Raw genomic sequence first — 23,538 nt, forward strand, 5'->3', positions numbered from 1 at the left:
ATATGGCCCGAAATGGGCCATTCCAATCACTTCAGATAAGGTTCCGGATCGACGGATTCGAACCCTTTGCGCACCTCGAAATGGACATAGGAATTGTCCCCACCCCGCAAGGATGCAATCTGCTCGCCTCGGCGCACACGGTCGCCCTTTTTAACCGTGATCTTGTCGACGTTTGCATAGACGGTCAGCAGGTCGCTGTTGTGTTTAACCACGATGATCGGCACTTGATCCGCATCTGCGGTGATCGCCGCAACGGTCCCGGCTTCGGCTGCCTTTACCGCAGCTCCCGACTGTCCGGCGATGTCGATCCCTTCATTCTTGCCCTTGTCATAGGTGCGAATGATCGTCCCGGTAACTGGCAATCCCAGGGCAGAACTACTTTGGTTTGTCGGAGCCTCGGCCGTCACGTCGGGCGCAGGTGTGGCCGGAGCGATCACCTCGTCCGGCAACGGTTGCGTGGCACTTGGCGGTGTCGGCGTGGGCGAGCCCTGGCCGGGTTGTGTCACATTGCTGGCGGGCACAGCCGCTTGTCTTGGAGCAGGCTGGTTCTTGATCGGGATTAACAGGAACTGATCCTCCCGTACGGTAAAGTCCGACCCCAACCCGTTCCATTCGGCCAGCGCATCCACTGGCACGTCGTAAAGCCGTGCAATGGTATAAGCTGTCTCGCCGCGTTTGACCTGGTGACGGATCGGCTCGGGCCCCGATGCCACAGGGGCCTGTGTAGGCGCGGTCGCAGGTTGGGCGGGCGCCAACGTCGATGTCCTAACCGAGCCATCTGCCGGCGCCTCATCAATCGCGGTTCCGGCTATCGAGGCGATATCCACCGAACTGGTCGAACTGACCGTGCGCGGCAGGGCGATAACCTCGCCGTCGCGCAATTTGTCCGTCGGTTTGAGACCGTTGAACACGGCCAACTCTCCCTCGGGCAAACCGACGCGGGCAGCAACCGAGGCGACCGTATCGCCGCGTTGCGCAACGGCAACCTGATAGTTCGGATAGGTGATGACCCCGCGCGCATCCGGTGCTGGCCGGTTCGCGGTCACCCCTCGCGCGGCATCTGCGGTCGAAAATCCGCCGACCTGTCCGCGCAGATCGTAGTCCAGCGGGCCTTCGCACCCTGCCAGAATCGCCAAAGCCGCCACACCTGTCACGCAGCGGAGCATCGCTGATTTGGAAACTGCTCTCATCTTACTGTCCTCAACGCCTGCCCGTGTTTTCCGGGGTTCCGGCGCATGTTGCAGAATATTCTTTTACGCCCCGTCCCTGCCAAGCCCTTCTAACAAGGGCACGAAACGAACGGGTAACAATTCGTCATAGTCCAGACCGGTCTCGGTCCGCCTGACCCGGATCAGGGTCTGAACCGCATCCGACTGTCCCACCGGCAAAACCATGATACCGCCGATTTTAAGCTGCGCCAAGAGCGGCCCTGGAGGGTCTTCTGCCGCAGCCGTCACAATGATCCTGTCAAACGGGGCCTGTTCGGACAAACCAAAGGAGCCATCCGACAGCATCGCGGTGACATTGGTCAGCCCCAGCTCGCGAAACAGCGCACCAGTTTCGCGCACCAGTCGCTTGTGGCGTTCGACCGTATAGACCCGGCGCGCCAGTTTGGACAGGATCGCCGCCTGATAGCCCGAGCCTGTACCGACCTCTAACACTGTGTCGCGCGGGCGTACGTCCAGCGCCTGTGTCATTAGCCCCACAACTGACGGCTGGCTGATCGTCTGCCCGCAGGCAATCGGCAAAGGTGTGTCCTCATATGCGCGCTCGGCAAACAGACCTTTGACAAAGCGGCCACGGTCGACCTGCTCCATCGCGGCCAGCACACGCGCATCCGTCACCCCGCGCGATCGCAGGGCAAACAGGAACTGCATGATTGTTTCTGGATCTGGTCCGGTCATTCGATCGTCTTCAATGCCTCAAGCGCGTCATGCGCCGTCAGATCCGCGCGCATCGGCGTGACCGAGATGTAGCCCGCCAGATTAACCGCCGCATCCGTGCCCGGCGCGGTTGGATTGTGCTGATACCCACCCTTGATCCACAGGAACCGCCGCCCAGAGGGCGAACTGTGCGGCTCGACCGAGAAATGCGTATCGCGGCGATATCCTTGCGGTGCGATCCGGGTGCCCAGAACCTCGCCCGCGGGCACGGGCGGAAAATTTACGTTGTAGAATAGACGGTAATCGCCCTGCTCGGCCGGGGTCGCGTCCAATATTTTCCGCACTAGACCCGCCCCGAACCGGGTCGCGGCCTCGAACGGATCGTCCAGCCCCAGATTACGCGGACCAAAATATTGAGACAGGGCAATCGCCGGGATGCCCTGTAACGCGGCCTCCATCGCGCCACCGACAGTGCCGGAATACAGCGTGTTTTCCGCCGAATTGTTGCCCCGGTTCACGCCAGACAACACCAAATCGGGCGGCGCGTCCTTCATCACGTCGTGCAGACCGGCCAGCACACAATCGGCGGGCGAGCCCTCGGCGGCGAAACGCTGATCACCCAGTTTGGCGACCATCATCGGATGGGTATAGCTGATGCAATGGCCGACACCCGATTGCTCGAACGCAGGTGCAACCACCCAGACTTCTCCGTCGGGCCCAGCTAGATCGGCGGCAATCGCCTCAAGCGTGATCAGGCCCGGCGCGTTGATGCCGTCATCATTGGTCAGAAGAATACGCATTTGCCCCATCCACCGCAGCGTTTTGACCTTGATAGACCCGCCCCCGCGCGGCGGCAAGCAAAGCACGCCTGCAATCTGAGGCTTTCGCGCACCACTTGAGCCTAAACTACGTTTTCAGGCCCTAAATGGGGAAAACAAAGCACCGATCCCGGCGAATGGTCAGCCACATGACCCGTCCCGGATTTGGCACGAAAACATTCGGCACCGTGGCCTTCAGAACGGAACCATCATGGTCCATGCGGAACTCGACCAGGCTTTCGTTGCCTAAGAACCGCGCTCTCTCGACCGTGCCGCGAGCCGCAACGCCATCGGTTGCCGTGGGCAGCGGGCCTTTGCCATTGCGGTCAAAGTCCAACCGCACGTGCTGTGGCCGGAATACAATTTCAACATCTGTGCCGTCGGGAATGCCCGGCGCTAGAAACTGACCAAAGGGTGTATCGGCCAACGCTCCATTCACTTGCGCTTGCAACACGTTCACATCACTAAAAAATGCCACAGCCGCTTTGTCAGCCGGACGGGTATAGACGTTGTAAGGCGCACCTTGCTGCACGATCTTGCCGCGGCGCATCAGTGCGATCTCATCAGCCATGCGCATCGCCTCTTCGGGCTCGTGCGTCACCAACACAACGGCGGCATCTTCTTCCTTGAGGATCGCCAGCGTCTCATCCCGAATACCGTCGCGCAGCCGGTTGTCGAGGCCAGAGAACGGCTCGTCCATCAGCATGATCCGTGGACGCGGGGCCAGTGCGCGGGCCAGAGCGACACGTTGTTGCTCGCCCCCGGACAGGTGATGCGGGAATTGGTCGATGAAGTGGATAAGATCAACTTTGCGCAGTAACTCATCAACGCGCGCGCGCTTTTCTTCTTTATGCCCCGTCAGGCCAAAGGCCACGTTGTCGGCAACACTTAAATGCGGAAACAGCGCAAAATCCTGAAACATCAGGCCGATCTCGCGGCGTTCGGGCGGAACCCGGAACACGGTGTCGCAGATCAGCTTGCCGTCGACATAGATCTCACCGGATTCCTGCATCTCAACCCCTGCGATCATGCGCAACGTGGTCGACTTGCCGCACCCCGAAGGCCCAAGCAGGCAAGTCACTTTCCCTGCTTCAACCGTCAAAGAGACGTCGTCAACTACAACCCGCCCCTCGTACCGTGCGTTAAGATTGCGAATTTCCAGACGAGGAGGAGTTACGTCTATTGTCACCGATGGGCCTCGTTGCCTTTTCCCGATCGAATTCATCGGGCTTAGGCGGGGATAGCAACCCCGCCCGTCCGGTGCAAGTGATCAGCAGCAGCCGCCCGAGGTAGCCTCGCCGGTCGACGCGCTCGTGATCGCGCCGGTGGCTTCAAACGGGCTTTCGCCGCCGCAACCATCGAAGATGCCATAATGCGTCGAGAAATTACCGATAAAGTCGAAATGCCGCGCGAAACGGGTATCGTTCAACATCATCCATGTATTGCCGCAGACCGGAAACACCTTGCCTGTTTCGATCGCGTGGTGGTCATCCAGTTCGAACAGATGTGGCGCGTGCGGGATGGTGCCTTTGTAGATGACGGCCTGCCCGTAATCCTCGCAAGCGGGTTCCAGTTCGGACAGTTTGAACAGTCGATAAGTCGCCGACAGGAACTTCAGCGGTGCGACGCGTTCTTCCAGCACAGGGTTCTCGATGGTCAGCGGGCGGTGCGTGACGCGGCGTGGATCACCGAACCCCGCCTTGCGCGACATCGAAAGAAAATCGTTCCAATACAGTGCGCCGGACAGGCATTCGCCGTACAGCACCTCATCCTCGGCCATGGCCTGCGGTACACGACGGTCGGCGTAGACGTCCGAGAAATACATCTCACCACCCTCTTTCAGCAGACGATGGGCACCGCGTAGGACGGCCTCTTTGTCGGTGGCCAGATTGATCACGCAATTCGAGACGATGATGTCGAAGGAACCGGGTTCCAGGCCCAGCTCATCCAGCTTTTCGATGTAGCCGTGATGGAATTCTACATTGCTGGCAGCATGACCAAAGGCCTGCGCGTGGAAATCCTGATGCGCGCGGGCGACCTCTAGCTGTTCCGGCGTCATATCGACCCCGACCACGCGACCCTTTTCACCCACCATCGCCGACAGAGCGTAAACGTCGCGACCGGCCCCGCAACCCAGATCAAGGATGCTCATCCCCTCCAGATCCAGCGGCGCGATCAGGCCGCAACCATAGTAGCGCGTCAGCACATCGTCATGAATTTTTGAGAGGATCTTTTTAACATGGTCCGGCATGTCGTCGGGTGTACAGCACGCGTTGGTTTGCAAATCCGCGCTGCCCTGCAGGACCTCGCCATAGTAATTCTGCACTGATTCATGCTTCATCGCAGCACCCCTTTCCTCACTGGCTGCTTCGCAGCTAATGCAGCACTGCCGCCTCTGCAACCGCTGCTATCAATTTTGACAAAAGCGTGAGGGTCCTGTCCTAGCCCAGCAAGTCGAAATCGACCGAGGCGCGGACCCGCCCGTTCACCTGAATCTCTAGCCGATGCGCGCCGGGGACCAGCTTGAACGTGGTCGCATTGCCTTTCAGCTTGTGCTTCTTGGTCAGACTCAGCGCACCACCGCGCAAGGTCGCCTGCTTCAGCTTATGCACCTTGGCCGAAGTTTTGCCGCCAGGGCGTTGAAAGTGAATGATATAGTCGACCAGAACAGGTTGATCCCCCGCACCGTTCAGCGAGACATCGAACTCGAGCGCCCCACCAATCCGCGCCTCTTGGCTTACCAGCACGCTGGCGGTTATCTCGGCCTCAGGATCGAAGCCCAACATCTTCATGGCGCCGGGATGGCCTGCCTTCACCAGCCCCCGCAGCGTATGTGAGGTGATCCAGCGCAGTTCGTCCCGATCCTGTGTCCCGGTTTCGGACCAGTCCTGTAACCGGTCCAGCACCAGCGCAGGGTCTTTCTTGGTGATGTCGTTCAGATGGTTCGCCACAGACCGCGTAACATAGCGTGTTGGGTCACTATGCAGCCGGTCCAACAATGGCAGCGGGTCGGTCAGTTCCAGCCCTACCGCCTGCCCCCAAGGCAACCGTGGTCGTGTGCCTTCACTGACCAGACGGCGCACGTGATAGCTGTCATGCCCGCACCATAGTTCCATCCGCGCCAAGACCTGATCCGGATAGCGGTTGAGGAATGGGCGAATGGCCCACTCCATCGAAAACCGTTGGGTCAGTTCTTCAAGCACTTCCAAAGCCAGATCAGGATACTCCAACCCCATTGAAACGATCCAATCCCCCAAAGGCGCAAAGATGAAATCGCCGAAATCATCATCTGTTTTGGTTGGGTCCAAAGGCGGTGGCAGTGCGCGCAGAAGGATTGGCGCGACAGTCGGCAGCTCTCCGGGTACGGCCTTTTGCAGGCAGTCGGCAATCCAAGCCATGCGCTCTTTCAGTTCAAGCTCCAGCAATCGCGACATGACCTGCGCCTCGAATGCCTTGGCATCAAAGGATGGATCAGCATCGGCGAAAAGGCCCGCCAAATAACGGGTCTTTTCCGCGTTAAACAACTGATCTTTGAGCGAGAAGTTCTGTGCCATGGCTCACATCGTCAGATTGGTTCCGCCACCGTCCAGCAGTATATTTTGCCCGACGATAAAGCCGGCGTGTTGCGAACACAAAAACGCGCAGGCCGCGCCGAATTCCTGCCGCGTCCCATACCGACGTGCAGGGATCGTCTCGGCGCGTTCGGCGCGCGCCTCATCCATGGAAATTCCTTTTTGTGCAGCCACGCCACCATCCAGCGACTCCGCGCGATCCGTCGCGTGAATGCCCGGCAGTAGGTTGTTGATCGTCACTCCACGCGGCGCGACTTGTCGCGCTGTACCAGCGACATAGCCGGTCAAACCAGTCCTCGCCGCGTTGGACAGACCCAAAGCAGGGATCGGCGCACGCACGGATTGCGACGTGATGTTGACCACCCTGCCCCAGCCCTTGTCCATCATCCCCGGCAACAAGGCTTTCATGAAGGCAATCGGTGTCAGCATATTTGCATCCAGCGCCTTGATGAAATCGTCACGATCCCAATCCGACCACAGTCCGGGTGGCGGGCCACCGGCGTTTGTCACAAGTATATCAACGCCCTGCGCGGCTTCGATAACTTGCGCCTGTCCGTCTACCGAGGTTACATCACAAGCCACGGTTATCACATCGACGCCATATTCGGACCGCAAACGAGCAGCTTCGGCACCCAACGCCTCGGCCCCGCGCGCGTTCATCACCAGATCAACCCCAGCTTCGGCCAACGCCTCGGCACAGCCTAAGCCCAGCCCTTTTGAGCTTGCACAAACCAGCGCGCGCTTTCCGCGAATTCCCAGATCCATCTGATCCTCCCCATCTGTTGTTGCCCGCATTTCTAGCACCGGCCAGACAGGGAAGACCAGAAGTCACAAAGCTTCAGTAAAAGAACTCTTCGCGCACGATTTTTCCGTTGGCGACGTGATAGATACCGACCTCTTTCATATCGAAGGTCTCGCCACTTTTCTTAACCTTGCCCTGCACTTCGAAAATTACAGCAAAGCGATCGTCGCCATGCAAATAAGGCTCACTGACCGACGCGCCCGAGACCTCATGCGCGCCTTCCCACCATTCGTGTTTGCCGCGGATGCCCTCGACGCCGTGCGTTTCACGCCCCATGCCTTCCATCTCTTGCGCTTCGACCGAAACGGCATCAGGCGCGTATAATTTGTTTAGGTTTTCCTTGGCCCGGTCCTCACGACACCCAGCGACCAGTTCGTCTGCGATTTCTTTCAAATTCATTGATCCTCTCCATCTTTTGTTCACTATTTGTTCTTATTGGCATAACCATACGATTCTGAACACCCCCTTTGTCTTGCTTCGGCAGGATTCCCCGCCTATACGCGCGTTCATGCTTGATACCGCCACCAACCAACCCGTATTGCCGCCTGAGATTGCCCGACGCCGGACATTCGCCATCATCTCGCACCCGGATGCGGGCAAGACGACGCTGACTGAAAAGTTCCTTTTGTACGGGGGCGCTATTCAGATGGCCGGTCAGGTGCGCGCTAAGGGCGAGGCGCGGCGGACCCGGTCGGACTTCATGCAGATGGAAAAGGATCGCGGTATTTCGGTCTCAGCCTCGGCCATGTCGTTCGACTACGGGAACTTTCGGTTTAATCTAGTGGACACGCCTGGTCACTCGGACTTCTCCGAGGACACCTATCGCACGCTGACCGCAGTGGACGCCGCCGTGATGGTGATCGACGGCGCGAAAGGTGTGGAAAGCCAGACGCAGAAACTGTTCGAGGTTTGCCGCCTGCGCGATTTGCCGATCCTGACCTTCTGTAACAAGATGGACCGCGAAAGCCGCGATACGTTCGAGATCATCGACGAAATTCAGGAGATGTTGGCCATCGACGTCACGCCTGCTGCGTGGCCGATTGGCGTGGGTCGCGATTTCATCGGCTGCTATGACATGCTGCGCGACCGACTGGAATTGATGGACCGCGCCGACCGCAACAAGGTAGCTGAAAGCATTCAGATCAACGGTCTGGACGACCCCAAACTGGCCGAACACGTACCCGAGCATCTGCTGGACAAGCTGCTGGAAGAGGTCGAGATGGCGCGCGAGCTGCTGCCTGCTCTGGACCCGCAGGCGGTTCTTGAGGGGCACATGACTCCGATCTGGTTCGGCTCGGCGATCAACTCGTTCGGGGTCAAGGAACTGATGGAAGGTATCGGCGCCTATGGCCCGCAGCCGCAGGTCCAGTCCGCTGAACCCCGACAAATTGCGCCTGATGAAAAGAAGGTCGCCGGTTTTGTCTTTAAGGTGCAGGCCAACATGGACCCCAAGCACCGCGACCGGGTTGCATTCGTCCGCATGGCAAGCGGCCATTTCAAACGTGGCATGAAGCTGACCCATGTTCGGTCGAAGAAGCCGATGGCGATTTCGAACCCTGTGCTGTTTCTGGCCTCTGACCGCGAACTGGCCGAAGAGGCCTGGGCCGGAGACATCATTGGTATCCCCAACCACGGTCAGCTGCGCATCGGTGACACCCTGACCGAGGGCGAAGCGCTGCGCGTGTCCGGGATCCCGTCATTCGCACCGGAATTGCTGCAAACTGTCAGGGCAGCCGACCCGCTGAAGGCCAAGCATCTGGAAAAAGCCCTGATGCAGTTTGCCGAGGAAGGTGCGGCCAAGGTTTTCAAGCCATCGATTGGTTCGGGCTATATCGTCGGCGTCGTTGGCGCTCTGCAGTTCGAAGTCCTCGCCAGCCGGATTGAGATGGAATACGGTCTGCCCGTCCGGTTCGAGGCGTCGCAGTTCACCTCTGCCCGCTGGGTGAGCGGTGACAAGGCCGAGGTTGAAAAGTTCGTCAACGCTAATAAACAGCACATCGCCCATGATCATGACGGCGACATCGTCTATCTGACGCGCTTGCAATGGGATATCGACCGGGTCGTGCGTGATTACCCCGAGCTGAACCTGACAGCGACCAAGGAAATGATGGTTTGACCCGGGTCTTGTAGTTTGGGCACCGTTCTCTAGGGTTCCGAAGCATGGCGGATTTGGATCAGGAAAACTATCCCGGCGGTTTCTATTCGGTGATGCGCCATCTGGAACGCAAAGAGGTTCCTTATCGCGATCCACAACGGGTACTGCCGCCGCCGGGTGTTGATCTGAGTGAACTTGCCCAAACACCCGTAGAAAAACCTGACCCGGACGCCAGCTTTGACCACAAGCAGGACGCGCGCAGGAAGTACCACGCGCTGCAGCAGGAATTTTCTGGCCAATCGCTGCTGCATCTTGTTCACGCAATGTGCATCGCATTGCTGCGCCGGCATCCGTCACCGGCTGAGGCGCGGGCGCTGTTTCTGCGGATGTGGCGGGAAAAGGGGTCAGAGTTGGCGCGGGACCTGCCTGTGCGTTGGCTTATTTCCTCGGCAACCACATTCGCCGACCATGGCGAAACACTGGATCAGCGCTTGGGCGGACAGGGTCTGTACCTGTTGTACGATCTGATCAAGCTGCATGATAGCGAGCGTCGGGTATCCCTTCGTCCAAACGATCAAGCCTTTGATATGCAGGGTGAAAAACACCACGACGTTCCATTGGCATTCGGCATGGCGGGCTATTCGCTAAGGAATGGCGATCTGGATCGAAACCTTTTGGCACGCCTTTGGCGTCATGCAGAAAACGACGCGGTGTTGCGCCCGCTGGGGTACCGGATGTTGAAACTGGTGATGTACGACCCGCGCAGCATTTTTGGGCGAATCCAGCACTACAAGACCCGGCAGTCCCTGTTGGATCACATTGATGACTGACGGCTCTGGCTGGGGCATTGTTTCAACGGTTCGGGGCCCTGCCCCGGATATCCTGCGATTTGTTGCCTATCACCTCGATCTTGGGGTCGACCGGATGCACATCTATCTGGATGAACCCAATTCCAAAGCTTTCGATGCCCTGGATCGGCATCCGAAGGTCGACGTGCATACATGCGATGAGGCCTTCTGGGCCAGCCGCAAGCGTGAACGGCCCGAACGGCATCAAAACCGTCAGACCGCAAATGCGTCATTCACCTATCGCAAGACCAATCTGAATTGGTTGGCCCATATCGACATGGACGAGTTTCTGTGGACAGACCGTCCCATTCCCCAGCAACTGACCGATGTTCCCAACCACATCCCCGCTGTACGTGTCCGCCCGATCGAAGCCGTGGGCGGTGGCACGGATCTTTTTAAGGCGCATCTTCCAAAGACCCCCCACCGCGACGCCCTCGTACAATCGCTGTACCCGCGTTATGGCGCCTTTGTTTTGGGTGGGTTCTTCAGCCATTTGCAAGGTAAGCTGATCGTCCGGACGGGCCTGAAGAAACTTAGCTTTCGTATCCACAACCTGTTCCAGGATAAAACCCTCTTGCCCTGCAAGTTCGAATTGCCGGGGTTGGAGCTGTGCCATCGACACGCCCCCGACTGGGAACATTTTAAGGCTCACCTTCGATTTCGCCTGGCGCGTGGCTCGTATCAGCCAGGAATGTCCCTGAATGTTCCACGTGAACGGGGCGGCATGAACATGAACGAATTACTCAGCTGGATCGAGGCCGAAGGCGGCATGGATGGGCTGCGTGCATTTTTTGACGAAATCAGCGGTGCAGACCCCAACGTGAGAACCCGTCTGGAACAACATGACCTGATCCGATATCGGCCCCTGGATTTGGACGAAAAAGTCAGGAAACACTTTCCCGGAAGTGACTGAATTGTTGCGAGAAATCCGCAGAGAGAGCACAGTAAAAACCTTAAAGAGGTCTTCATTTGACCATACCCGGCGTTTTTGTTATGTCCCCCTCCAAGCCGAAATTGCGCAATGCAGCGTATGGCCATCCGGGCCCGGCACACCTTTGACGCGCGGGCCAGGTCTAATGTCCGCATGAACCGGACATACATGACAAAATTTAACGAACTGAACCTGAACCCGAAGGTCCTCAAAGCCATTGAGGAAGCCGGATACGAATCCCCCACCCCGATCCAAGAAGGCGCAATTCCACCTGCGCTGGAAGGTCGTGATGTATTGGGGATCGCCCAGACCGGCACGGGAAAAACTGCAAGCTTTACGCTGCCGATGATCACAATGCTGGCACGGGGCCGCGCGCGCGCGCGGATGCCACGGTCGCTGGTGCTGTGCCCGACACGGGAACTGGCTGCACAGGTCGCCGAGAATTTCGACACCTATAGCAAACACCTGAAACTGACCAAGGCGTTGTTGATCGGAGGCGTCAGCTTCAAGGAACAGGACGCACTGATCGACCGTGGTGTCGATGTTCTGATCGCAACTCCCGGCCGACTGCTGGACCATTTCGAACGCGGCAAATTGTTGTTGACCGGCGTGCAGATCATGGTCGTGGACGAAGCTGACCGGATGCTAGACATGGGTTTTATCCCCGATATCGAGCGCATCTTCTCGCTTACGCCGTTCACCCGCCAGACGCTGTTCTTTTCGGCCACCATGGCGTCCGAGATTGAACGCATCACCGACACTTTCCTGTCTGCCCCCGCGCGGGTGGAGGTTGCCCGGCAGGCGACCGCCTCGGAAACCATTGAACAGGGCGTGGTCATGTTCAAAGGCGGCCGTCGCGACCGAGAGGCCAGCGCCAAGCGCAAGGTCTTGCGCGCTCTGATCGATGCCGAGGGTGAAAAATGCACCAACGCGATCATCTTCTGTAACCGCAAGACAGACGTTGATATCTGCGCAAAATCGCTAAAGAAATACGGCTATGACGCTGCCGCGATCCACGGCGATCTGGACCAATCACAGCGGATGAAAACGCTGGACGGTTTCCGCGACGGCTCGTTGCGGTTGCTGGTTGCCTCGGACGTGGCTGCGCGTGGCCTTGATGTCCCGTCGGTCAGCCATGTTTTCAATTTCGACGTCCCCGGCCACCCCGAGGATTACGTTCACCGCATCGGCCGCACCGGTCGTGCCGGGCGCGACGGCAAGGCGATTACCATCTGTTCGGGCCGTGACGAAAAGGCGCTGGCTGCGATTGAAAAGCTGATCCAGAAGGACATTCCAAAGCTCGACAATCCGGTCAAGGACGAACCCAAAGCCGACACGCCGAAGCCTGAGAAAAAGACCAAGTCTGCCGACACGCAAAAGAACGAAGGCAAAAAGAGCGACCGCAAAAAGGACAAAGAACCTAAAGGTCGTGGCCGTCGTTCGGATAACGGCAACGCGGTTGTGGGCATGGGCGATCACCTGCCCAGCTTCATTGCCCTAAGCTTTGCCGAGCGTCGTGCTGGTTAAATCGCCAGCACCAGCGCCAGGATCGACAACCCCAACAACGCCATCCCGGCGATCTCACGCCGGGTAATGGTCTCGCGGAAAAACAGGATCGATGCGAACAGGCTGAGCAACAGTTCGACCTGCCCCAACGCTTTGACATAAGCCGCGTTCTGCAAGGTGAACGCAAAGAACCAGCAAAACGATCCGCCCAGACTGGTCAAACCGACAAACACCCCGGTTCGACGTGTCTGCCACACCGCAAGCAGTTCGGCCCGGTCGCGCCACAGCAGCCATAGCGCCATGCTGAGGAACTGGAACGTCACAACCGCGGCCAGAGTGATCAGAGCGCGAAACCACGCGTCAATATCACCCAATTCAAGCGACGCACCCCGGTAACTGACGGCGGAAAAGGCGAACAATACTCCTGACCCCAACCCTAGGCGCGACGCCCGGTTGGTCAGATGTTTCCACCACGCCCCGTCGCCTCCGGGTGATTTGGACAGCAAAAGCACCGCCATCAATCCCAGCAAGATCGCAACCAGACCCCCGTACGAGATCTGATCGCCCAGCACCAGAAAACCGACAATTGCAGTCTGAATAACTTCGGTTTTCTTAAAGGTAATCCCAACCGCAAAATTTCGTTGCTTGAACAAAGCGACCACGCAGATCGTTGCCAGAATTTGCGCGGTGCCACCGATGACAGCGTATACCCAGAACCACCCCGTCAGCGGCGGCAGGCTGAAGCCAGTCACTTGCAGCGCCACAATCAGTCCCAAAAGCGCCAGTGGCATCGAATACGCGAACCGGGCAAACGTCGCCCCGGCCGCCGTCAGCTTTACGGTGCTGAGGGATTTTTGCAGCATGAACCGCACTGTCTGGAACGAGGCGGCAGCGATTGTGATGGGAATCCATAAACTCATGGCCCCCTTGTGTCGCTAAATCAAGGCTTTGGCCAGAGAGGATGTTCCACCGGATCCTTGGCCCGCAGGAAATACGCCTTAAAGATCTGCGCGTAAGACCGGTAGACATAAGCCTCATTCCGGGTCTGATACCGATCTTTGCTGGCGCGATATAGCGCAGGCAGGCGGTACCAGGGCGCACCAGGATTCATGTGATGAACCACATGCAGGTTGTTGTTTAAAAACAGAAAAGCCAGCAACCCACGATCTTCGATAATCACAGTACGGGCCTGCGGATTTTCATGCGCGCGATGTTCAAGGAAGGTGCGGATCTTCACCAGCCCCAGCCCGATATAGGCGGACAGAACATACGCCCAAATCGGCATTGCCGAGTGCCCGACCACCCACAAAACCAAGGTCACTCCAACCAGATGCAGCGCCCAGGCCCGCAGGATGCCAAGGTCGCCCAGCAACGCACCGCGCAATTCATTCCGCGTGAATATGAATTGGCCAATCGCCGGACCCAGCACCATGCGCCCCAACAATGTGTTGTTCACAGACAGCAGCCATCGCTGCCACCCGGCCAATGCGCCCCAGACCTGTGGATCCAGATAGTTGGTTTCAGGATCGTCATAGGGGTCGGTCAACGTCTCATCCCGGTGATGGGCCAGATGCAGGTCGCGGAACCTCTGATACGGGATGAACAGGGTCAGAGGCAGCGCCATCAGAGCCTCATTCAGCCATTTTGTACGAAACGGGTGGCCGTGCAGCGCCTCATGCGTCAACGAGGAATGGAGCGCCGCAACCAGACCCATCACCGGAATTGCCAGCCAAACCGGCATCAGGAAAATCACTGCCAGCCACGCCCCATAGCAAGCCAGGATCAGGGCGAACGTGCCCCATTCGGGTGCTGCAGGCCTAGACATTGCGCCCCCATGAGATTTTGGCCCAGACGCGCTCGTAAATAACGTACATCGTCAATCCGATGGCCGTATTTACAATCGCCAGTGTCCCGCCCACAGCCGCCGAGCCAGTCGCGACCAGCCCGACCAGTGTCATCACCAGCAAGCCCATCGCATTCCACAGCACCGCTTTCACGACTGATCTGCGCCGTGTTTCCATTCCGTCACCCATATTATTGTTGTGTCTTCAAAATTACGGGTCACGGCATCCGTTGAAAATTCTGAATATGATTAACAAAACTCATCAACTGTGATATTTTTAAACATATGCAGGAAAAAATCGACAAAAGAGACCGCGCGGCACAGTTCCGTACTCGCCTAGCCCGGGCGATGGAGGAGCGACACGTCAGTCAAAGCGCGCTGGCGCGTCAGATTGCGGTGGACCGTTCGACCGTATCGCAGCTTTTGACGGGTGAAGGCGCGCGCTTGCCAAATGCACATGTGGTAGGCAGTTGCGCCTCGGCGCTGGGGGTTTCGGCGGATTGGCTTCTGAGCCTGTCCGACCGACCCGAAAGCGCAGCGGAATTGTTGGCCAGCTCACTGACAATGACCGAAGCACCACGTGCGCTGGTGGATGAGCGCATCTTTGAGTGGCATCAAGAAGCCGCAGGGTACAAAATCCGTTATGTTCCAGCGACTTTGCCCGACATGTTAAAGACCCGCGCGGTGCTGGAGTGGGAATATGCCCCGCATCTGGGGCGGACGGCGGATCAGGCCATCGGAGCCTCGGCTGACCGGCTGATGTGGATGCGCAGCGCGCAATCCGACTATGAAATCGCCATGCCGCTGTATGAAATCGATAGTTTCGTCCATGCGCGGGGCTATTACGACGGTCTTTGTCCCAAAATCCGGTTGGAACAGATCGACCATCTGCTGGAGATTTGCCAACAGCTCTACCCGCGTCTTAGAATCTATCTGTTTGACGCAAAACGGCTTTATTCCGCTCCGGTCACGATCTTCGGCCCTTTGCTTTGTGTTTTCTACGCCGGCAGCCACTATATGGCCTTTCGGGATCGTGATCGGATCGAAACCTTCACCCGCCATTTCGACCGACTGGTACGCGAGGCTGACCTGACTGCGCGCGACTTCTCAGAACACCTTAAACGGCTGCGCTCGCAAATTTCCGACCACTAAGGATGCACCTAAGCCTGTCTTGTGCTATCGTCGTTCGGCGCGAACCTTCGGGTATTCCGATCACAGACGGAGGACGACAGGAATGGACGCACTACAGACCGCTCAATACGCACGGGCCTTATATACTGTTCACGGCGACCGGGCCGAGGCGGAAGCCGCACAAAAGATGCGCGAATGTGAAGCCGCCGGAAATAGACAGGAAGCGCTAGACTGGCAAGCTGTCCGCCAGACCATCCGCCAAATTCGCGGGCCAAATCAGGGCTAGCTTCAGCGTTTCGAAAAAGCCCTGCCCCAAGCCGATCACCAATGCCCTTATTGCGCCAGGGCATTGGGGTTCTGTGTGTTTTCTAAACCGAGTTAGATTTTCGGATCTGGATTCACCGTGTGCCCATCCACGGCAATAACCTGCCCCGAAACAAGCCGCGCCGCATCCGAGGCGAGGAACACGGCCATGTTTGCGATATCGTGACCTTCAACAAAGCGCCCCATCGAGGTACCCGAAGCATACCCCGCATAGACCTGATCGCGGGTCATACCTTTTGCGGCCGCTTCGCGCGCCAGCACACCCTCCATCCGTGGGCCTTCAACCGCTCCAGGACAAATCGCATTGGCGCGAATACCGTGGGGGCCAAGTTCCATCGCAAGGGTTTTCATCAGGCCAATCACCGCCCATTTCGCCGCTGCATATGGCGCGCGGTACGGGTACCCGTATTGACCAGCAGTTGACGACGTCAGGGTGATGCTGCCCGCCTGCGCGGTCTTCATCAAAGGGACTGCATGTTTCACGGCCAGAAAAGCGCCCTCGAGGTTGACCGAAACGCAGGACCGCCAATCTGCCAACCCGATATCCTCGATCGCGTTTGTCGGTCCTGCCGTGCCTGCATTGGCGCACAGCGCATCCAATCCACCTTCGGCTGCGATATCCTGAAAAACGGCGCCCATATCGGACTCACTTGCGGCATCGGCGCGACGAGCCTCCCAGTGATCCGGCACCGTATTCAAAACCGCCTCGTCAATATCCGTGATCCAAACACCATAGCCTGCATCATCAAATGCTTCGGCCATGGCACGGCCAACGCCCGAGGCGCCAGCCGTAATCAGAACCCGCCCGGTCATGCGGGTTTCCGGATCGCGGCGCCCGCGCCTTCGGGGTAGGGCAACCCTGCCTGCGCCTCGGCGATCCGCGTCATGGAGGCCTCGATTTCCGGCGACGGTGCGCTGGGGCGACGAGATTCAAGGCTGACATGCAGCAGGAAGCTTTCGCCCGTGGCCAGCAGCTTGTCGCCCTCATACATGCTGTGGAACACGTGCAGTTTCTTGCCCTGCCCCAACAGCATCTGCGTGCGAACTTCGATCTTGGCGCCTGCGTGTGCTTCGTCGACATACCGGATGTGGTTTTCAGCGGTGAAATAGCTGCCGCCCGAGGTGATGTAATCCGCATCGCAGCCGATGATCTCCATGAACCGGTCGGTCGCGGCGGCGAAGGCTTCCAGATACCGCGCCTCATTCATGTGGCCGTTGTAATCGGTCCAGTCCAACGGCACCGCGCGGGCCAGTGTCAGGATCGGCTGGCTCAGGTCCGCCTGTTCCAGCGTCGGCAACGCGCCAGGTTTCAACAGCGCGTCATGCTGGTTCAGCACCGCGCCTGCTCCATAATTCTGCGCTTTGAGCGCGCGCATCATGCCCACAAGGTTGTTGTCACGGATCCGCTCCAGCTCGCGGATCGAGTGCATGCCCGACTGCGCGTCCGACTGATCCGCGATCAGGTCGACCAGTTCATCAGTAAAGTCCGGCACGTCCATCAACTTGGTCCACGGCCATTTCAACGCTGGCCCGAACTGAGCCATGAAGTGCCGCATCCCGGCCTCACCTCCGGCCACGCGATAGGTTTCAAACAGGCCCATCTGCGCCCAGCGAATGCCAAAGCCCATGCGGATGGCCTCGTCGATCTCTTCGGTCGTGGCGATGCCGTCTTTGACTAACCACAATGCCTCGCGCCAAACGGCCTCAAGAAATCGGTCAGCGATATGCGCGTCGATTTCTTTCTTGATGTACAGCGGGAAAAACCCGACGGACTTCAGCATTTCTTGTGCCTTGGCAACCATCTCGGCCGAGTTTTTGCCGGTTGGGACCAGCTCAATCAACGGCAGCAGATAGACCGGGTTGAACGGGTGCGTCACCACGATCTGCTCGGGCCTCAGCGCGCCCTCCTGCAATTCGGAGGGTTTAAATCCGCTGGTCGAGGAGCCTATGATCGCATCTGGATCACAAACCTCCTGCAACCCCTTGTAGACCTTCAGTTTCAGGTCCAGCCGTTCAGGCACGCTTTCCTGTATCCAGGCGGCACCCTGCACGGCCTCCGCCATATCTTCGTAGAACGTCAGAGATCCCTCGGTCGGCAATGGCACATCGCTCAGCCCCGGCAACGAGCGGCGCGCATTGTCCAGAACCTCACCAATCTTACGCTCGGCCTCGGGGTCCGGGTCAAACACCCGGACGTTCCAGCCGTTCAGTAGAAATCTAGCGGCCCACCCGCCGCCGATGACGCCGCCGCCAATGATCGCTGCTGTTTTTGTCATTGTTCCTCACTACAATCCAAAGTGCCGAAGATCCCTCCGACAGCGTCACGTATTGTGAATTTCGTTTTGCCCAACTGTTCCATTTCCCAAGTCTCGTTTAGCAAGACTACACCTTCATCTTCGCAAACCACGTCAAGAGCATAGGTCGCCGAAAGTGGCTGTACGCTGTTCACGCGACATCCACCCAGGCTGTGCCGATGTATCCAAAATGGTACCGACAAGACGTTTTCCTTCAATTGTGCACACAGCCCCGTCTGGGTCGCCAAATACTCATCGACAGCATCAGGAGTTTCCGCACTCAGTGGCGCGGCACAAATCAGACACACCAACCAGAACGGCTTCACTTCGCCACTGGCGCCCGCTTCACTAGCCCCAACTTGTCACGCACTTCCTGCGCGCCGATCACCCGCGCGCCCATGTTCTCGATGATAGTCCCGGCGCGTTCGACCAGTTGCCAATTCTCGGCCAGCACGCCCTTGTCCAGCCACAGGTTATCCTCAAGCCCGACGCGCACGTTGCCGCCCGCCAATACAGCCGCCGCGGCATAAGCCATCTGATTGCGGCCCAGAGCAAACGCGCTGAACGTCCAGTCATCCGGCACGTTGTTGACCATCGCCATGAAGGTGTTCAAGTCATCCGGCGCGCCCCACGGCACGCCCATGCAAAGTTGCACCAATGCCGGGCTGTCCAGCACGCAATCCTTCACCAGCTGCTTGGCGTACCACAGATGGCCGGTGTCAAAGGCTTCGATCTCGGGCTTCACGCCCAAATGTGTCATCATCCGACCCATCGCCTGCAGCATGCCCGGCGTGTTGGTCATGACGTAATCGGCTTCGGCAAAGTTCATGGTGCCGCAGTCCAGCGTGCAGATCTCCGGCAGGCATTCCGCAACATGTTCGACCCGCGCGGCTGCACCGATCATATCAGTCCCGTCCTCGCGCAGCGGCAGCGGAGATTCGGTTGGGCCAAACACCATGTCCCCACCCATCCCGGCGGTCAGGTTCAGAACGACGTCAACCTCAGCCTCGCGAATGCGGTCCGTGACTTCGCGATACAGGTCCAGACGGCGGCTGGGTACACCGGTTTCAGGGTCGCGTACATGGCAATGCACCACCGCCGCCCCGGCCTTGGCTGCGGCAATCGCACTGTCGGCGATTTGCTTGGGTGAGCGCGGCACATGTGGGCTGCGATCCTGTGTCCCTCCCGAGCCGGTAACGGCGCAAGTGATGAAGACTTCGCGGTTCATTTCCAGAGGCATTGTGTTTTCCCCATGTTATACCCGGTTTTGCCGTGAGTTTTCCCCAGGCTTCTCCACGGATTCCGATTTGCGTTCACCCCCGACTCTGACGCAGCCTTGTGGAAACACTTGCCAGAATGCGAATCGAACTTGATGAAATCCGCAAAAAACATACTCCAACCCGAACATCGCGCCCTGAAAACGGCTGTGCTGGTTCTGGACGAATGCAACACGCTCAGCTTCGCCTCGGCCGTTGATCCAATGCGGGCTGCCAACCGTCTGGCGGATCGTCCCGCTTTCGACTGGGATTATGTGACGGCAACGGCAGAACCCGCGATGTTGACCAGCGCACTGAACGTACCGGGTGTTCCGCTGGCACGGTTGCAAAGCTGCGATCTGATGATCGTTGTCGCGGGGTTCCAACTGGCCCGACACGCCACACCCAGTCTGCTGGCCGGACTGCGCCGTATTGCGGGCACTGGTGCCACCATGGCGGGCATCGACGGAGGCCCCTGGCTGTTGGCCGAGGCTGGCCTGCTGGATGGACACGCAGCCACAACTCACTGGGAAGACTTGGACAATTTCGCCACCCGATTCCCCGATATTGACGTTCGCCCCGATCGTTTCACCGTATCCGGCAATCGCCTGACCTCAGGTGGCGCTATCCCAGCGGTCGAAATGATGCTGCACATTATCGCTGCCCGCCACGGTGCCGGTTTTGCTGCCCGCGTCTCGGGTCTTTTCCTGTACGACGGTGCGCCCGAGCCCACAAAACCGCAAAGCCGGACCGGTGCCCCACACCGCCATACGGCGCTGACGGCCAAGGCGAACACCTTGATGGAATCTTCGCTGGACGAGCCGCTGCCACTGGCGGACATCGCCGAAACCCTCGGCACCAGCCCCCGCACCCTGCAGCAGCAATTTCGCCTGCGCCTGAACACAACGCCGCAGGACCACTATCTGCAGTTACGCTTGGCCGAGGCCCGCCGCCTGGTTACCGACACCGACATGCCGCTGATGGATGTGGCCCTGGCTACGGGGTTCGCCTCACAATCCAGCTTTGCACGTGCTTTCCGCACCGCACACGGCCTCTCGGCCCGTGACCTGCGGCAGGAACGTATACAACCTACTCATCACTGAGGAATCCGCTTCAGCTGGCTAAAAATATCTCGGGGAGGCGTACCTCGTGCAGCGGAGGCAGATCCACTAGAACGGCATAGGATGCGCGCGGTGCGCCTGACCGATTTCTGCCACGACCTCATCGGACAGCCGCAAGTCCTTACCGGCCAGGATATGCTCCAGCTGTGCCACCGAGGTCGCGCCGAAAATAGCCGACATCATGAACGGCCGCGTCCGACACCAAGCCAGTGCCATATGCACCGGGTCCAACCCATGCCGCTCAGCAATCTCCAGATAAGCCGCCACGGCCCCAAACACGCGTGGACCGGTGCGCCCGCCCATCTCGGGCACCAGCGACATACGTGATCCGATGGGCACCGCATCACCCTGATACTTGCCGGTCAGAAATCCCGCCCCCAACGGAGAAAAGGCCATCAAGCCCACATCTTCATGCACACTGAGTTCCGCCATATCCGTATCGAAGTGCCGGCATAGAATCGAATACTCATTCTGAACCGAGGCCACACGCGGCGCGCCCATTTGCTCGGCAATCCGCAGCCATTGCGCCGTACCCCAAGCGCTTTCGTTGGACAGTCCAAAGGCGCGGATATTACCCTTGTCGACCTGCACTTGCAGGGCCTCAAGGCAATCCTGGATGTTGTCCAATACTTCGTTGGTGTTGTGCCCCGAAGGTGCGTAATTCCAGTTTTGCCGGAACATGTAACTGCCGCGGTTCGGCCAGTGAAACTGATAGAGATCAATGCAATCCGTGTGCAGCCGCCGCAGTGAGCCTTCGATCGCTTCGGGGATCGTCTTTCCCGAAATCTGCGCGCCATCGCGGGCGTGGGCGAACCCTGCCCCCGAGTGTTTGGTTGCCAGTACGTAATCTGCACGACGGGACGGGTTGGCAGCGTTCCAGCTGCCCAGAATCTCTTCGGTCCGACCGACGGTTTCCCTTGCGATCGGGTTCACCGGATACATCTCCGCCGTATCAACGAAATTGATCCCGGCTGCCAGCGCCATATCCAACTGCTTGTGACCATCCGCCTCGGACGTCTGTGTGCCAAAGGTCATCGTACCCAGACATAAGTCTGTCACCGAAATTCCCGTGCGGCCTAATGGTCTTGTTTCCATTTGTCAGTCTCCGGAAAGCTTTTAAGATCAGCCTCTTAAGCCTCGGCCTTCTTCTCCCACCGGCCCGATTCCTCGGACCAGTATTGCGCCGAACAACCCGCGCTAGTTAGTGCTTTCCACTGGCCGCGCGCCTGCTGGACAGCCATATCATCATTGCCATCGAACAGGATGCAGACACGCTCCAGCGAAGCCACCTCGTCGGCGTTTACCGGCGCGCCGTCCACGGCCATGACACAGGCCGGTTCATTGGCTGCCTCTGGCCCGGTCGTCAGCAAAACAGGCTGCGCCGCGTCATGCGGGCCACCTTCGCGCCCATGTGGCAGGAACCCGTCCTCGGGCCCCAGCCACAGCTTTTCATCCAGCCAGTCCATCCGTGCCGGATCTGTGCCCCGCACGGCAATCTTCCACCCAGCCTGCCGCGCCTTGTCCAGCAGCACCGGCAAGGTGTGTTCCAAGGGCTGACGGGTCAGGTGGTAGAAATAGACGGCCCCCATACGATTACTCGAAGTTATCCTGCACCAAACGGCTGAGCGCGCGAACGCCCCAGCCGGTTGCCCCTTTGGGTGCATAGGATGTTTCCGACGACACCGAGGCCACACCCGCAATATCGAGGTGAATCCAAGGCGTTTCTTCTTTCACAAAACGCTGCAGGAATTGCGCCGCTGTGATCGACCCTGCCGGGCGACCGCCGACATTTTTCATATCAGCAATGCGCGACTTCAACTGTTTGTCGTACCCTTTGCCCAGCGGCAGGCGCCACGCGCCTTCATCCTCGGCCTTGGCCGATTTCAGGAAGGCATCGCAGAACGTGTCATTGTTGGAAAATACACCGGCGTTCTCGTGGCCCAGACCAATGATCACCGCGCCGGTCAGCGTGGCCAGATCGATCATGCCCACCGGTTGGAACCGCTCTTGCGTGTACCACATCACATCGCACAGAACCAAACGCCCTTCGGCGTCGGTGTTGATGATCTCAACCGTGTCGCCCTTCATCGACTTGACCACATCGCCCGGACGGCTGGCATTGCCGGACGGCATGTTTTCGACCAGTCCGACCAGACCGACCACGTTGGCCTTGGCCTTGCGCTTAGCCAACGCACGCATGGTGCCAGCGACAACGCCCGCACCGCCCATATCCATGGTCATGTCTTCCATGCCGCCTGCGGGTTTCAGCGAGATACCACCGGTGTCGAACACGACACCCTTACCCACCAGAGCCAGTGGCGCGTCGTCCTTGTCACCGCCGTTCCACTGCATCACCACAACCTTCGAGGGGCTGACTGAACCCTGCCCGACGCTCAGCAGCGTACGCATGCCCAACTCGGCCAGTTTGTCCTCTTCCAGAACTTCAACCTCAAGGCCTAGCTCCGCCATCTCGGCCAAACGGTCGGCGAATTCAGTGGTGGTCAGGACGTTTGCAGGCTCGTTAGTCAGATCACGTGTCATCCGCACCCCATCGGCCACGGCGTATTGCGGGGCAAAGGCGGCTTCGACCTCGTCGGGTTTCTGGTGACTGATGGTGACGGTGCCAACCTCCTCCGCCTCTTTGGTCTTGTGCGCGTCGAAATCATAGGTGCGCAGCACGATGCCCATAGTCAGATCTTCGGTCCGGACCTGATTGCCTGCCATCACCAGCACGTCCTTGCCCCCTGCCAGCTTGGCCAGCGCCGCGCCCGCCTTGCGGGCCTCGGCCGGATCAGGACGGCGGGGCAGGATCACGATATCCAGCGCCTCGGCCGCCATTCCACCAGGCCAGGCCATCGAGATCACATCGCCCGTCTTTACCTTTTCAAACCGGGAACTTTCCACCAGACGCGCCACCGCGCCACGGGTCAGACGGTTGGCCCGACGCACCGCGGGGCTCATCTTGCCGTCCGATGGGATGATTACCGCCACCCGGCCTTCGGCTTGCGCCATTGCATCCGTATCAAAGGGCTGAAACCGGATCGGGACAAGACTGCTCATTGCGAACTCCTCAAAAACTGTTCCCCAAGACCTAGCCCGCACCGCGCGGCTTGA

At 58.9% G+C, this 23,538-nt stretch carries 24 protein-coding genes; 7 read left to right on the plus strand and 17 right to left on the minus strand.

Annotation, left to right across the window (positions count from 1 at the left end):
* Positions 1–26 precede the first annotated feature (26 nt).
* The 8 genes from GOX21_RS03915 to GOX21_RS03950 form a co-directional block, all read right to left on the minus strand.
* Positions 27–1,190 carry a peptidoglycan DD-metalloendopeptidase family protein gene (locus GOX21_RS03915; RefSeq protein ID WP_170375597.1) on the minus strand — a complete coding sequence of 388 codons (1,164 nt, stop codon included), beginning with the start codon at positions 1,188–1,190 and terminating at the stop codon, positions 27–29.
* A 63-nt stretch (positions 1,191–1,253) separates the two neighbouring features.
* The gene (locus tag GOX21_RS03920) at positions 1,254–1,904 is read right to left on the minus strand and encodes a protein-L-isoaspartate(D-aspartate) O-methyltransferase (protein ID WP_170348917.1); all 651 of its coding nucleotides are present in this window, start codon (positions 1,902–1,904) and stop codon (positions 1,254–1,256) included.
* Positions 1,901–2,683 carry a 5'/3'-nucleotidase SurE gene (gene surE, locus GOX21_RS03925; RefSeq protein ID WP_170375599.1) on the minus strand — a complete coding sequence of 261 codons (783 nt, stop codon included), beginning with the start codon at positions 2,681–2,683 and terminating at the stop codon, positions 1,901–1,903. Before surE ends, GOX21_RS03920 begins: the two co-directional genes overlap by 4 nt.
* Before the next feature lie 121 nt (positions 2,684–2,804).
* A complete protein-coding gene (locus tag GOX21_RS03930; protein ID WP_170348919.1) occupies positions 2,805–3,926 on the minus strand; it encodes an ABC transporter ATP-binding protein in 1,122 nt (373 codons plus the stop codon).
* A 45-nt stretch (positions 3,927–3,971) separates the two neighbouring features.
* A complete protein-coding gene (locus tag GOX21_RS03935) occupies positions 3,972–5,042 on the minus strand; it encodes a methyltransferase domain-containing protein (RefSeq protein WP_170375601.1) in 1,071 nt (356 codons plus the stop codon).
* A gap of 100 nt (positions 5,043–5,142) precedes the next feature.
* A complete protein-coding gene (locus GOX21_RS03940) occupies positions 5,143–6,255 on the minus strand; it encodes a hypothetical protein (protein ID WP_170375603.1) in 1,113 nt (370 codons plus the stop codon).
* A 3-nt stretch (positions 6,256–6,258) separates the two neighbouring features.
* Entirely contained in the window at positions 6,259–7,038 is a 780-nt protein-coding gene (locus GOX21_RS03945) for an SDR family oxidoreductase (RefSeq protein WP_170375605.1), read from the minus strand.
* Between the two features lie 73 nt (positions 7,039–7,111).
* Positions 7,112–7,474: a nuclear transport factor 2 family protein gene (locus GOX21_RS03950; RefSeq protein WP_170375606.1), complete on the minus strand. Its 363-nt coding sequence runs from the start codon at positions 7,472–7,474 to the stop codon at positions 7,112–7,114.
* A 109-nt stretch (positions 7,475–7,583) separates the two neighbouring features.
* Between GOX21_RS03950 and GOX21_RS03955 the strand changes: the two genes are divergently transcribed.
* The 4 genes from GOX21_RS03955 (at position 7,584) to GOX21_RS03970 (ending at position 12,476) form a co-directional block, all read left to right on the plus strand.
* Positions 7,584–9,191 (plus strand): peptide chain release factor 3, encoded by a 1,608-nt coding sequence (locus tag GOX21_RS03955; protein WP_170375608.1) that lies wholly within the window; start codon positions 7,584–7,586, stop codon positions 9,189–9,191.
* A gap of 44 nt (positions 9,192–9,235) precedes the next feature.
* On the plus strand, positions 9,236–10,000 hold the full coding sequence (locus GOX21_RS03960) for a hypothetical protein (protein WP_170375611.1): 765 nt from the start codon (positions 9,236–9,238) through the stop codon (positions 9,998–10,000).
* The gene (locus GOX21_RS03965) at positions 9,993–10,931 is read left to right on the plus strand and encodes a glycosyltransferase family 2 protein (protein WP_170375613.1); all 939 of its coding nucleotides are present in this window, start codon (positions 9,993–9,995) and stop codon (positions 10,929–10,931) included. The genes GOX21_RS03960 and GOX21_RS03965 overlap by 8 nt, the downstream gene beginning before the upstream one ends.
* A 186-nt stretch (positions 10,932–11,117) precedes the next feature.
* Positions 11,118–12,476 (plus strand): DEAD/DEAH box helicase, encoded by a 1,359-nt coding sequence (locus tag GOX21_RS03970; protein ID WP_170375615.1) that lies wholly within the window; start codon positions 11,118–11,120, stop codon positions 12,474–12,476.
* Here the strand turns inward: GOX21_RS03970 and GOX21_RS03975 are convergent.
* From GOX21_RS03975 to GOX21_RS03985, 3 genes are read right to left on the minus strand one after another with little or no spacing between them, the layout of a single operon-like run.
* Positions 12,473–13,375 carry a DMT family transporter gene (locus GOX21_RS03975; protein WP_170375616.1) on the minus strand — a complete coding sequence of 301 codons (903 nt, stop codon included), beginning with the start codon at positions 13,373–13,375 and terminating at the stop codon, positions 12,473–12,475. The two genes, GOX21_RS03970 and GOX21_RS03975, sit on opposite strands and share 4 nt — an antisense overlap.
* Positions 13,376–13,395: 20 nt before the next feature.
* Complete coding sequence (locus tag GOX21_RS03980) at positions 13,396–14,280, minus strand: fatty acid desaturase (protein ID WP_170375618.1); 885 nt, start codon at positions 14,278–14,280, stop codon at positions 13,396–13,398.
* On the minus strand, positions 14,273–14,476 hold the full coding sequence (locus GOX21_RS03985; RefSeq protein ID WP_170348929.1) for a DUF2061 domain-containing protein: 204 nt from the start codon (positions 14,474–14,476) through the stop codon (positions 14,273–14,275). The genes GOX21_RS03980 and GOX21_RS03985 overlap by 8 nt, the downstream gene beginning before the upstream one ends.
* A gap of 107 nt (positions 14,477–14,583) precedes the next feature.
* Between GOX21_RS03985 and GOX21_RS03990 the strand changes: the two genes are divergently transcribed.
* The gene (locus tag GOX21_RS03990; RefSeq protein ID WP_170375620.1) at positions 14,584–15,450 is read left to right on the plus strand and encodes a helix-turn-helix domain-containing protein; all 867 of its coding nucleotides are present in this window, start codon (positions 14,584–14,586) and stop codon (positions 15,448–15,450) included.
* Between the two features lie 82 nt (positions 15,451–15,532).
* The gene (locus GOX21_RS03995; protein WP_170348931.1) at positions 15,533–15,715 is read left to right on the plus strand and encodes a hypothetical protein; all 183 of its coding nucleotides are present in this window, start codon (positions 15,533–15,535) and stop codon (positions 15,713–15,715) included.
* A gap of 92 nt (positions 15,716–15,807) precedes the next feature.
* On the opposite strand, the gene GOX21_RS04000 is transcribed toward GOX21_RS03995, so the two are convergent.
* The 3 genes from GOX21_RS04000 to GOX21_RS04010 form a co-directional block, all read right to left on the minus strand.
* Positions 15,808–16,566, minus strand: a complete 759-nt coding sequence (locus GOX21_RS04000) for an SDR family oxidoreductase (RefSeq protein WP_170375622.1) — start codon at positions 16,564–16,566, stop codon at positions 15,808–15,810.
* Positions 16,563–18,029 carry a carnitine 3-dehydrogenase gene (locus tag GOX21_RS04005; RefSeq protein ID WP_170375624.1) on the minus strand — a complete coding sequence of 489 codons (1,467 nt, stop codon included), beginning with the start codon at positions 18,027–18,029 and terminating at the stop codon, positions 16,563–16,565. The genes GOX21_RS04000 and GOX21_RS04005 overlap by 4 nt, the downstream gene beginning before the upstream one ends.
* A 340-nt stretch (positions 18,030–18,369) precedes the next feature.
* Complete coding sequence (locus tag GOX21_RS04010) at positions 18,370–19,287, minus strand: 3-keto-5-aminohexanoate cleavage protein (protein WP_170358802.1); 918 nt, start codon at positions 19,285–19,287, stop codon at positions 18,370–18,372.
* 132 nt (positions 19,288–19,419) lie between these two features.
* Between GOX21_RS04010 and GOX21_RS04015 the strand changes: the two genes are divergently transcribed.
* A complete protein-coding gene (locus GOX21_RS04015; RefSeq protein ID WP_170358804.1) occupies positions 19,420–20,406 on the plus strand; it encodes a GlxA family transcriptional regulator in 987 nt (328 codons plus the stop codon).
* A 66-nt stretch (positions 20,407–20,472) separates the two neighbouring features.
* Here the strand turns inward: GOX21_RS04015 and GOX21_RS04020 are convergent, their stop codons facing one another.
* The 3 genes from GOX21_RS04020 to GOX21_RS04030 are packed head-to-tail and all read right to left on the minus strand — an operon-like array spanning position 20,473 to position 23,484.
* Complete coding sequence (locus GOX21_RS04020) at positions 20,473–21,519, minus strand: aldo/keto reductase (protein WP_170375626.1); 1,047 nt, start codon at positions 21,517–21,519, stop codon at positions 20,473–20,475.
* A gap of 35 nt (positions 21,520–21,554) precedes the next feature.
* The gene (locus GOX21_RS04025; RefSeq protein ID WP_170358808.1) at positions 21,555–22,013 is read right to left on the minus strand and encodes a DNA polymerase III subunit chi; all 459 of its coding nucleotides are present in this window, start codon (positions 22,011–22,013) and stop codon (positions 21,555–21,557) included.
* A gap of 4 nt (positions 22,014–22,017) precedes the next feature.
* Entirely contained in the window at positions 22,018–23,484 is a 1,467-nt protein-coding gene (locus GOX21_RS04030; RefSeq protein ID WP_170375628.1) for a leucyl aminopeptidase, read from the minus strand.
* Positions 23,485–23,538: the final 54 nt, after the last annotated feature.

It is taken from the genome of Ruegeria atlantica (assembly GCF_013032005.1).
In the GTDB taxonomy this organism is placed as follows: Bacteria; Pseudomonadota; Alphaproteobacteria; order Rhodobacterales; family Rhodobacteraceae; genus Ruegeria; species Ruegeria atlantica_A.

Coding starts and splice junctions, on each gene's coding strand:
- GOX21_RS03915 (WP_170375597.1), bottom strand. CDS start 1,190: ATGAGAGCAGTTTCCAAATCAGCGATGCTCCGCTGCGTGACAGGTGTG.
- GOX21_RS03920 (WP_170348917.1), bottom strand. CDS start 1,904: ATGACCGGACCAGATCCAGAAACAATCATGCAGTTCCTGTTTGCCCTG.
- surE (WP_170375599.1), bottom strand. CDS start 2,683: ATGCGTATTCTTCTGACCAATGATGACGGCATCAACGCGCCGGGCCTG.
- GOX21_RS03930 (WP_170348919.1), bottom strand. CDS start 3,926: ATGAATTCGATCGGGAAAAGGCAACGAGGCCCATCGGTGACAATAGAC.
- GOX21_RS03935 (WP_170375601.1), bottom strand. CDS start 5,042: ATGAAGCATGAATCAGTGCAGAATTACTATGGCGAGGTCCTGCAGGGC.
- GOX21_RS03940 (WP_170375603.1), bottom strand. CDS start 6,255: ATGGCACAGAACTTCTCGCTCAAAGATCAGTTGTTTAACGCGGAAAAG.
- GOX21_RS03945 (WP_170375605.1), bottom strand. CDS start 7,038: ATGGATCTGGGAATTCGCGGAAAGCGCGCGCTGGTTTGTGCAAGCTCA.
- GOX21_RS03950 (WP_170375606.1), bottom strand. CDS start 7,474: ATGAATTTGAAAGAAATCGCAGACGAACTGGTCGCTGGGTGTCGTGAG.
- GOX21_RS03955 (WP_170375608.1), top strand. CDS start 7,584: ATGCTTGATACCGCCACCAACCAACCCGTATTGCCGCCTGAGATTGCC.
- GOX21_RS03960 (WP_170375611.1), top strand. CDS start 9,236: ATGGCGGATTTGGATCAGGAAAACTATCCCGGCGGTTTCTATTCGGTG.
- GOX21_RS03965 (WP_170375613.1), top strand. CDS start 9,993: ATGACTGACGGCTCTGGCTGGGGCATTGTTTCAACGGTTCGGGGCCCT.
- GOX21_RS03970 (WP_170375615.1), top strand. CDS start 11,118: ATGACAAAATTTAACGAACTGAACCTGAACCCGAAGGTCCTCAAAGCC.
- GOX21_RS03975 (WP_170375616.1), bottom strand. CDS start 13,375: ATGAGTTTATGGATTCCCATCACAATCGCTGCCGCCTCGTTCCAGACA.
- GOX21_RS03980 (WP_170375618.1), bottom strand. CDS start 14,280: ATGTCTAGGCCTGCAGCACCCGAATGGGGCACGTTCGCCCTGATCCTG.
- GOX21_RS03985 (WP_170348929.1), bottom strand. CDS start 14,476: ATGGAAACACGGCGCAGATCAGTCGTGAAAGCGGTGCTGTGGAATGCG.
- GOX21_RS03990 (WP_170375620.1), top strand. CDS start 14,584: ATGCAGGAAAAAATCGACAAAAGAGACCGCGCGGCACAGTTCCGTACT.
- GOX21_RS03995 (WP_170348931.1), top strand. CDS start 15,533: ATGGACGCACTACAGACCGCTCAATACGCACGGGCCTTATATACTGTT.
- GOX21_RS04000 (WP_170375622.1), bottom strand. CDS start 16,566: ATGACCGGGCGGGTTCTGATTACGGCTGGCGCCTCGGGCGTTGGCCGT.
- GOX21_RS04005 (WP_170375624.1), bottom strand. CDS start 18,029: ATGACAAAAACAGCAGCGATCATTGGCGGCGGCGTCATCGGCGGCGGG.
- GOX21_RS04010 (WP_170358802.1), bottom strand. CDS start 19,287: ATGCCTCTGGAAATGAACCGCGAAGTCTTCATCACTTGCGCCGTTACC.
- GOX21_RS04015 (WP_170358804.1), top strand. CDS start 19,420: ATGAAATCCGCAAAAAACATACTCCAACCCGAACATCGCGCCCTGAAA.
- GOX21_RS04020 (WP_170375626.1), bottom strand. CDS start 21,519: ATGGAAACAAGACCATTAGGCCGCACGGGAATTTCGGTGACAGACTTA.
- GOX21_RS04025 (WP_170358808.1), bottom strand. CDS start 22,013: ATGGGGGCCGTCTATTTCTACCACCTGACCCGTCAGCCCTTGGAACAC.
- GOX21_RS04030 (WP_170375628.1), bottom strand. CDS start 23,484: ATGAGCAGTCTTGTCCCGATCCGGTTTCAGCCCTTTGATACGGATGCA.